General features: G+C 73.7%; 6 protein-coding genes and 1 pseudogene. 4 read left to right on the top strand and 3 right to left on the bottom strand.

The genetic code is table 11. The features are described 5' to 3' along the window. Positions 1 to 158: 158 nt before the first annotated feature. The gene (locus tag ACFWP3_RS40910) at positions 159 to 1,565 is read right to left on the bottom strand and encodes an MFS transporter (RefSeq protein WP_384231862.1); all 1,407 of its coding nucleotides are present in this window, start codon (positions 1,563 to 1,565) and stop codon (positions 159 to 161) included. A gap of 118 nt (positions 1,566 to 1,683) precedes the next feature. Between ACFWP3_RS40910 and ACFWP3_RS40905 the strand changes: the two are divergent. Continuing rightward, positions 1,684 to 2,124, top strand: a pseudogene (locus tag ACFWP3_RS40905) (DMT family transporter); the annotation flags it as partial. Between the two features lie 125 nt (positions 2,125 to 2,249). Here ACFWP3_RS40905 and ACFWP3_RS40900 read toward each other — a convergent pair. Beyond that, positions 2,250 to 5,003 carry a PKD domain-containing protein gene (locus ACFWP3_RS40900; RefSeq protein WP_384231860.1) on the bottom strand — a complete coding sequence of 918 codons (2,754 nt, stop codon included), beginning with the start codon at positions 5,001 to 5,003 and terminating at the stop codon, positions 2,250 to 2,252. A gap of 145 nt (positions 5,004 to 5,148) precedes the next feature. Continuing rightward, positions 5,149 to 5,391, bottom strand: a complete 243-nt coding sequence (locus tag ACFWP3_RS40895) for a hypothetical protein (RefSeq protein ID WP_384231858.1) — start codon at positions 5,389 to 5,391, stop codon at positions 5,149 to 5,151. A gap of 383 nt (positions 5,392 to 5,774) precedes the next feature. Between ACFWP3_RS40895 and ACFWP3_RS40890 the strand changes: the two genes are divergently transcribed. From ACFWP3_RS40890 to ACFWP3_RS40880, 3 genes are all read left to right on the top strand, one after another. Then, positions 5,775 to 6,854: a 3-oxoacyl-ACP synthase III family protein gene (locus ACFWP3_RS40890; protein WP_384231856.1), complete on the top strand. Its 1,080-nt coding sequence runs from the start codon at positions 5,775 to 5,777 to the stop codon at positions 6,852 to 6,854. Between the two features lie 3 nt (positions 6,855 to 6,857). Then, on the top strand, positions 6,858 to 7,781 hold the full coding sequence (locus tag ACFWP3_RS40885) for a hypothetical protein (RefSeq protein ID WP_384231854.1): 924 nt from the start codon (positions 6,858 to 6,860) through the stop codon (positions 7,779 to 7,781). Between the two features lie 5 nt (positions 7,782 to 7,786). After that, the coding region (locus ACFWP3_RS40880; RefSeq protein ID WP_384231851.1) for an AMP-binding protein at positions 7,787 to 9,032 on the top strand (1,246 nt) is incomplete at its 3' end.

Below are 9,032 nucleotides of genomic sequence, written 5' to 3'. Positions count from 1 at the left end.
TTGCCACCCCCCCTGGCCCGGGGCGGGGCTGCCGCCGGGGGCGCCCCCCCCCCCCCCCCCCCGGGGGGCTACCCCCCGGGGGGCGCCCCCCTAACGGGCCGGGCCCCCCCCACGGGCCGCAAGGAAGGGAAGGGCAAGGAAGGGAAGGAGAAGGGGTGTCAGGCCCCGGGGCCGGCCTTCGCGTCCGAGGCCGGACGGATCAGCAGTGCGGCCAGCAGGGCGACACCCGCGCACACCGCGCCCGCCGTGAAGCCCAGGGACATCCCGGACCGCGAGGCCACCGCCACCAGCATCGCCAGGCCCAGCGAACCGCCCAGCGTCTGCACGGCGTTGAGCATGCTGGAGGCCGCTCCGGCGTCCCCGCGCCGCAGCCCGGACGTCGCCAGCACCGTCGGCGGGATCACACAGCAGGCCATGCCCGCGCCCAGCAGGAGCAGCGGCGGCAGGATCCCGCCCGCGTACGAGGTACCAGGCCCGAGCTGCGACAGCCACAGGTTGCCGGTCAGCAGCAGGGCGGCGCCGCCCGCCATCAGGTAGCGCGGGCCCACCTGTCGCTCCAGCCGTACGGCCGCCCACGCCATCACCGCCATCGTCGCCGCGAGCGGCGTGAGCGCGACCGCGGCGCCCAGCGGACCGTAGCCCGCCCCCTGCTGGAAGTACCGGTTCAGGAAGAAGTACGCACCCATGATCGAACCCGGCACCGCCAGCGTCCCCACATACGCGAGAACCCGGTTGCGCGACCGGAACAGGTGCAGCGACACGATCGGATGCGCGGCCCGCCGCTCGACGCCCGCGAACACCGCGAAGGCCGCCACCGCGCCCGCCACGCACACCAGCGCCCGCACATCGCCCAGCCCCTGCTCCGCCGCACGCGCCAGCCCGTACACGAGGGCGGCCGCGCCCACCGCCGACAGCAGCGCGCCCGCCACGTCGAAACGGCCCGGGTTGCGGCGGGTCTCCGTGATCGCCAACGGCCCGAGCACCAGGATCAGCACGCCGAGCGGCACGTTCAGCAGCAGCCCCCACCGCCACGAACTCAGACCGGACAGCGTGCCGGCCAGCAGCAGCCCGCCGGCCGTACTGACCGCACCGGCCGCCGTGCACACGGCGATCGCACGCTTGCGCGGCGCACCCTCCTCGAACATGCTCAGCACCAGGGCCAGTCCGCTCGGCGCGGCCAGCGCCGCCCCGACGCCCTGCACCACCCGGATCGCGGTGAGCAGCTCCACGTCCGACGCGAGCCCGCGCACGGCGGCGGCCGCGGTGAAGAGGGCCACACCGGTGAGGAACACCCGGCGGCGCCCGAGGATGTCGCCGGCCCGCCCGCCGAGCAGCAGCAGACCGCCGAAGGCGAGCAGATAGGCGTTCAGCACCCAGGACGAACCGACGTCCGACAGCCCGAGATCGGCGCGCATGCCGGGCAGCGCGATGTTCACGATGGCGTCGTCGAGCTGGATCATCGCGTTGCACGAGGCGATGACGGCGAGGGCGAGCCCCGGCCGGGATCGGCGGGTCTGATGCGCGGGAGGTGCCTCCACGCGCGGTTCCAACACGGGCGCGGACATGGGCCAGCCTCCTGAGCACGGCAAACAGATTCCCGACACTGTCCCCCCGCCCCCTCGAAAGCCCGCTGAGCCGGACCGGAGGCCTCCGGAGGCCCGCCGCCCCGAAAACGCGTGGGCAGGAGCAAGCGCCATGAGTACGTTGCCCGTCATGGAGCTCGCCGCGCTCGCCTACGGCGCCGGAGTGGTCGCGCAGAAGCCGGCGCTGAGCTACGCGACCCCGCTCCAGGTGACCGCGTACGGCTGCTTCGTCGGCACCGCCGTCACCCTCCCCTTCGCCTGGCAGCTGCTGACCCGGCTCCCCGAGGCACCGCCGGCCGCCACCCTCAACATGCTCTACCTGGGCCTCTTCCCGACCGCCCTGGCCTTCACCACCTGGTCGTACGCCCTGTCCAGGACCACCGCGGGGAAGATGGGCGCGACCACGTACGCGGTGCCCGCCGTGGTGATCCTCATCGCCTGGCCGGCCCTGGACGAGGTCCCGGCCCCGCTGACCCTCCTCGGCGGCGCGATCTGCCTGACCGGAGTGGCCATCTCCCGCCGGCGCCGCGCGCAGCGCTGAAGCGAACGCCCGCACCACACCACGCACCACGCACACCACGCGCACCACGCGCATCACGGCCGGAAGCCCCGGCCGCCGCTCTCGCGGTGGCCGGGGCTTCCGGTGCCTGTTTGCTCTGCGTGTGCCTAGTACGTGAAGTAGCCCAGCAGGTCGGTGATCACGTGCGTGCTGCCGCCGTAGCTGTTCCAGATCTCGAAACGGCCCTGGGAGACGGACGTGGTGACGTGGTTCGGGACCGTCTCACCGGGGCGCGTGTTCAGGCTGCTGGTCTCCGGGCGGCCGTAGCCGTCGCCCGTGACGCTGAGGAAGCCCGGGGCGGTGGTGTCGGTCGCGGTCACGTTCACGACCGCGCCCATCGCGTTCGACGGAAGGCCCGTGAGGGCGGTGACGGCTCCCGGGGCGAGCTTGCCGGTGGTGCGGCTGTCGGCGAGGCGCTGGGGGACGGCCGGGGTGAACAGGGCCCTGCCGTTGCCGGAGTAGAAGCCGGCCGCGTCCACGATCACGTGGGTGGAGCCGGTGTTGGTGTACAGCGTGATCGTCCCGTCCGGACCGATCGGAACGATCGCCTGGTTGGACAGGTCCTTGCCGGGCTGCGGGTTCAGGTTGGACGTCGAGGGCCGGCTCACCGCGTACGGGTAGGCGATGAGGTGCGCGTTCTCCGTGGACCCGGTGCTGGTCAGGTTGACCGCGACGGCGGTCGCGTCGGCCGGGACGCCGATGTTGCCCGCGATCTTGACCGTGCGGGCCTGCCCGCCCTTCAGGGCTCCGCCGGTGGTACGGGTGTCGAGGAGACGGATCTGGGGGCTCGGGGAGAACCGGTCGCCGGAGTTCGGCTGGTAGTAGCCGACGAAGTCGACGATGAGCGCGGCCTTGCCCGAATTGAGCTGGGCCAGCACCTGGCCGGCCGCACCGACCGGCACGGTGACCGTGTTGGACGAGGTGCCGCCCGCGCGGACGTTGACGTTCGAGCTCACCGGACGCGGCTGCCCGGCGGGCCAGACGCTCAGGTGCGTGTCCTCGGTGGCCCCGGTGACGGTCACGTTCAGCACGGCCGCCGTCGCGCCGGCCGAGTGCCCCGGCCCCGACTCCTGCGGGACGACCGGTACGGTCACGGGCCGGGCCGTACCGCCCTGCAGCGGGGCGCCGGTGGTACGGGTGTCCAGGATGCGGTGCGGCTGCACCGGCACGTAGCCGGACGCCGCGTAGGCGACCTTGACGGTGCGGACGGCCGTGGAGGCCGCGCCCTTGGTGTCGCGGACCGTGACCGTGACCTTGTAGTCACCGGGCTGGGCGTAGCCGTGCCGGAACGCCTCCAGCCCGGCGCGGCTCTCGGTCGTGCCGTCGCCGAAGTCCACGTCCACACCCTGGACGGGCCAGGGCGCCTTGCTGGCGGCCCGCGGGTCGACCGCGACGGTCAGCGGGGCGACGTACGTCGTCCGGTCGCCCCAGTCCGGCAGCACCGCCTCGGACGTGAAGTCCGCGGTCAGCGGACCGGCCGCCGTCACCTTCGCCGGCGTCTCCGCGGACGCCTTCGTCCCGGCGTCGTTCGCCGCCGTCACCGTCACCACGCAGGCGCACGGCGAGGCGTACGCGTGCCCGGCGGTCCGCTCCTTGGTGACGACCGGGGCCGTCCCGTCGCCGAAGTCGAAGGTGTACGTGAGGGCGCTGCCCCAGGTGGTCTTCGCCGAGGCCGTCGCCTTGACCGTCGTCCCGGCCGGAGCCCACGCCTGGTCGAGCTCGACCCGGGCCTCGCTGACGACGTCACGCGACTCGCGGGCGCCGCGGTCGACGTACCCGCCGTCCTTGCCCGTGTTCGCGACCCTGGGGTCGTCGGAGGTCGGCGCCCCCACCTGGTCGGTGGGGAGCACGCCCGGCGCCGTCGGGTCACCGGAGTCGATCGTCGGCGAGCCGGCGTGGGCGTGGCCCACCCCCGCCCACGAGGCCCGCAGGAGGTCGTGCGCGCCCTGCCCGGTGGCGGCCGTGAAGGCGGCCTGGGTGGTGAACTCGGCGCCGGCCCACTTGTACGCGACCCGGTCGGCCACGGCGGTGCCGGTGATCAGGTTGTAGTCGGCGCGGGTGTCGGCCGCCGCGCTCTGCGCCACCACGATGCCGGTGCGCGCACCGGGCGCCGGGCAGGGCAGGTCGGGGTCGAGGTGGACCAGGTTGTTGAACACCGCCGAGCCGGTGGAGGCGCCGTCGAGCGAGAGGGCCGACTCGCATTCGAGGCTGAGGGTGTTGTTGGTGACGACCGTGCCGGGCGCGTCCCACGCCGCGACGGCGGGCATCACGTACCCCTCGAGCTCGTTGCGGCTGAGCACGGTGCCCCGCGCGCTCTCGATCTGCGCGGTCGTGCTCAGGTGGCTCCGGGTCACGCGCACGTCCGCGCTCTGCCCGTTGACGACGAGGGAGACCGGGTGCGGCCCCGGGCCCGTGACGTAGGACCGGTCCAGCTCCACATCGGTGGAGCCGGTGATCTTGACGCCTCCGGTGACGCGCAGCCCGCGCAGCACCACGTGCGAGGCGCCGCTGACGGTCAGGCTCTGCTCCTTCCCGAGGTCGACCTGGTCGGAGGCGTTCGGCCCGTCGGCGACGAAGCTGATCGGCTTGCCCGGCTGCCCGGACCGGCTGACGGTGACGTGCCCGGCGTACGCCTTGCCCGGCTTGATCCGCACGGTCTGCCCGGGCTGCACGGCCATGGCCGCGGCCGAGACCGTGCAGAAGGGCGCGGCCTGCGCACCGGTCCCGGTGTCGGTGCAGTTGGCGCCGGCCGTGTTGTTCACGTAGAGACTGGCCGGTGTCTCGGCGGCGGCCGCCGCGGGGACACCGAGAAGGGTGACGAGGCCCGCGGTGAGCAGGACCGTCGTACGAGTGGGACGCAACAGAGGTTTTCCTTCGAAGAACGACGCTGTGAGAGCAGCACGGGACGGCGCGACGCGGCCGCCACCGGCCGACTCCCCCCAACTCCGGTCGGGCGCACGCGACCCGTACTGAGGGGATCATCATCCACGCCGCTGACAGCCGCTGTCACACCAAGGCGTCGGGCACCCGGTGGAAGATCCGGCCGCCGAGGTCGACGGCGACGACGGCGCCGCCCGCGTCGCGGGAGAAGAAGCCGCGCTGCCCCCGCAGCGCGCCGGCGATGACGATGAACTCGTCGCCGTCCCCGGGCAGCAGGCCCATGACGGCCGGTTCGCAGTCCGCGGGCATCTCGAAGTCGGCCGCCTCGCGGATCTCCGGCCGGCAGGAGCCGCTCGCCGTTCTCCGCACGGCCGTCGCCGAGCTGGAACCGGGCCCAGCCGAGGACGTCCGCCGCCGAGGAGGCGAGACCTCCGCCGGGGTTGTTGCCCCGGGTGAGCCGCCACTCCTTCGCGACCCAAGGGTGGACCGGGTGGTTCCGGACAGGTTTTCGAGGGGCGGGGGTGCCGCTCGGAGGGGCGGGGGCCCTGGTTCTGCCTGGTGTCAGGGTGGCGGCGAGTGGCCGGTATTCGACCGGTACTTCCGGGTTTGCGGATCTCTGACGGCCCGGCGCCATCTCCGTACGCTACGGTAACTTCGCTGTCCGTTATTCCCCGGACGCCCTTTGCATCCCTCTGTCAACCACCGCCACGGCACTCCCATGCCCCGGCGGACCGCCACGGAGAGCGACACACATGAGCACGACCGCACCGACCACCTCACCGACCGCGTACAGCCGAATAGAAGCGTTAGGCGTCTGCCTGCCGGCAGCAGTCCAGACCACCCCCCAACTCGCCGCCACGGTCCCGGGGCTGGGGGACGTGGACATCGAGAGGATCACCGGGATCGCCGAACGCCGCGTGTACGACCCCGAACCGGCGGCCGGCGAGGACTCGTTCGGGATGGCCCTGGCCGCAGCCCGCGACGCGCTCGCCTCCTCCCGGTACCGGGCCGACGACCTCGACATCGTCATCTCCGCCTCCATCACCCGCTTCAAGGACGGCGACCGCTTCACCTTCGAGCCCTCCTTCGCCGCCATGCTCGCCAGGGAGCTGGGCGCCCGCTCCGCCATCCACTTCGACGTCTCCAACGCCTGCGCCGGCATGATGACCGGCGTCTGGCTGCTCGACCGGATGATCCGCTCCGGCACCGTGCGGCGCGGCCTGGTCGTCAGCGGCGAACAGGCCACGCGCGTCGCGCAGACCGCCGCACACGAGATGACCGACTCCTACGACCCGCAGTTCGCCTCCCTCTCCGTCGGGGACTCGGCGGCCGCCGTCGTCCTGGACGTCTCCGCCGACACCGCCGACCGCATCCACTACGTCGAGCTGATGACCTGCTCCGAGTACTCCCACCTGTGCATGGGCATGCCCAGCGACCGCACCCCGGGCATCGCCCTCTACACGGACAACAAGAAGATGCACAACCGCGACCGGCTCAGGCTGTGGCCGCGGTTCCACGGGGACTTCCTGGCCAAGCGCGGACGGGAGTTCGCCGACGAGGACTTCGACCACGTCATCCAGCACCAGGTCGGCACCCGCTTCATCGAGTACGCCAACCAGACGGCCGAGGCCGAGTTCGCCGCTCCCATGCCCGCCTCCCTCTCCGTGGTCGAGCGGTACGGCAACACCGCCACCACCTCGCACTTCCTGACCCTGGCCGAGCACCTCAGGGCGGGCAGCGCCCGCCCCGGGGCCACGTTCCTGCTGGTGCCGGCCGCCTCCGGCGTGGTCACCGGCGCCCTGTCCGCGACGCTCACGAACGTGGGGGTCTGAGCCATGGGCATGGTCATCACCGCGGCCGGCACCGCCCTGCCGGACCGCTCCGCGCCGACTCCCTCCGCGCCGACGCCCTCGGGGCCGCCGTCCGCCCCGGCCTCCGCCGTGGAGCTCGCGGGCCGGGCCGCCCGCGGCGCACTGGCCCGGGCGCGGGTACCGGCCTCCTCGATCGGCGTACTCGTCAACGTCGGGGTCTACCGGGAGCACAACACCTTCGAACCGGCCATGGCGGCCCTGGTCCAGAAGGAGGTCGGCATCAACCTCGACTACATCGCCGACCCCGAACCGGCCGCCGGCTTCTCCTTCGACCTGATGAACGGAGCCTGCGGCGTGCTCAACGCCGTCCAGGTCGGGCAGGCGCTGCTGGAGACGGGGAGCACCGAGCGGCTGCTGATCACGGCGGCCGACGTCCACCCGGGCGGCGACGCCGACCGCGACCCCGACTACCCGTACGCGGACCTGGCCGGCGCCCTGCTGCTGGAGCGCAGCGCCGACCCGGCCGCCGGGTTCGGGCCCGTACGCCACTACACCGAAGACCGGCCCACCGACGTCGAGGGCTACCTCGACACCGCCGCCATGGGCCGGCACGGGCGGACGGCGATCACCGTCCGCCGCGTGCCGGGGCACGGGGCGCGGCTGAGCGCGTTCGCGGCGCGGGCCGTCACCGACTACGCGGCCGAGTTCGGCGTCGACCTCGACCGGACCCTGGTCATCGGCCCGTTCGCGACCGCCGACGGCGATGACGGCGACGACGAGGCCGGGGCAGGGGAGGCCGGGGGAGAGCCGCACACCGCGGCGCCGGTCCTCGGCTACCTCCGGGCGATGGACGGCGTACGCCGGGACGACTACGACCAGTTCCTGTTCGTATCGGCCGGCGCCGGCCCCAGCGCGGCGTGCGCGCTCTACCGGCCCGAGGGGTGGTGAGCCCGGTGCCGCGTACCAGGTCCACCGGAGCCCCGGCCGTAGAGCAGCGACCGGCCACCGACACGGCCACCGGCACGGCCGCCGATGCGGGCAGCGTGGCCGGGTGGCTCGAGCGCAACGCCCGCGCCTTCCCCGACAAGCCGGCCGTCATCCACCCCACGGGCGACGGCGAAGGCGAAGGAGACTACGCCACCCTCACCTACGGCGAGCTACAGCAGACGGTCGAGGCCCTGGCCCGCGGCTTCCTGCGCGCCGGGATCACCCGCGGCACCAAGACGGTGCTCATGGCCCCGCCCGGGCCGGAGCTGTTCGCGCTCTGCTTCGCCCTCTTCCGCGTCGGAGCCGTCCCCGTCGTCGTCGACCCCGGCATGGGCGTACGGCGCATGCTGCACTGCTACCGGGCCGTGGGCGCCGAGGCGTTCATCGGGCCGCCCCTCGCCCAGCTCGTACGCGTCCTGGGCCGCCGCACCTTCGCCGCCGTACGCGTACCCGTCACCCTCGGGCGGCGCAGGCTCGGCCGCGGCCACACCCTGGCCGCGCTGCGCGCCACCCCCGCGACCGCCGTGCCCGAGCGGGCGGCTGCGGCGCCGGCCGGCGGGGACGACCTGCTGATGATCGGTTTCACCACCGGAAGCACGGGCCCCGCCAAGGGAGTCGAGTACACCCACCGCATGGCGCTGTCCATCGCCCGCCAGATAGAAGCCGTCCACGGCCGCACCCGCGACGACGTCTCCCTGGTCACGCTCCCCTTCTACGGGGTGCTCGACCTGGTCTACGGCTCCACCCTGGTCCTCGCACCACTGGCCCCCGCCCGGGTCGCCCAGGCGGACCCGGCCCTGCTCGTGGACGCGCTGGAACGATTCCGCGTCACCACCATGTTCGCCTCGCCCGCCCTCCTGCGGAACCTGGCCGGACACCTCACCGGCACCGCCGCCCGGGGCCGCCACCCGCTGACCGACCTGCGCTGCGTGGTCTCCGGCGGAGCCCCGGTGCCCGACGCGGTCGTGGCCGCGCTGCGCGGCGTACTCGACGAGAAGGCGCGGATCCATGTGACGTACGGAGCCACGGAGGTGCTGCCGATCACCTCGATCGAGGCAGCCGAAATCCTCGGCGACGAGGACGGCGACGCCGGGCACGCCGGCGACGCCGGGCACGACAGGCACCACGGCCGCCCTGCCTACGCCCATGGGATCGGCGCCCATGGGCCCGGCGCCCATGGGCCCGGCGCCCATGGGCCCGGCGCCCATGGGC

Source organism: Streptomyces sp. NPDC058525, assembly GCF_042719495.1.
Taxonomy (GTDB): domain Bacteria; phylum Actinomycetota; class Actinomycetes; order Streptomycetales; family Streptomycetaceae; genus Streptomyces.
Note: the sequence above shows the minus strand (reverse complement) of the source record. Positions and strands in the feature narration are given on the sequence as shown.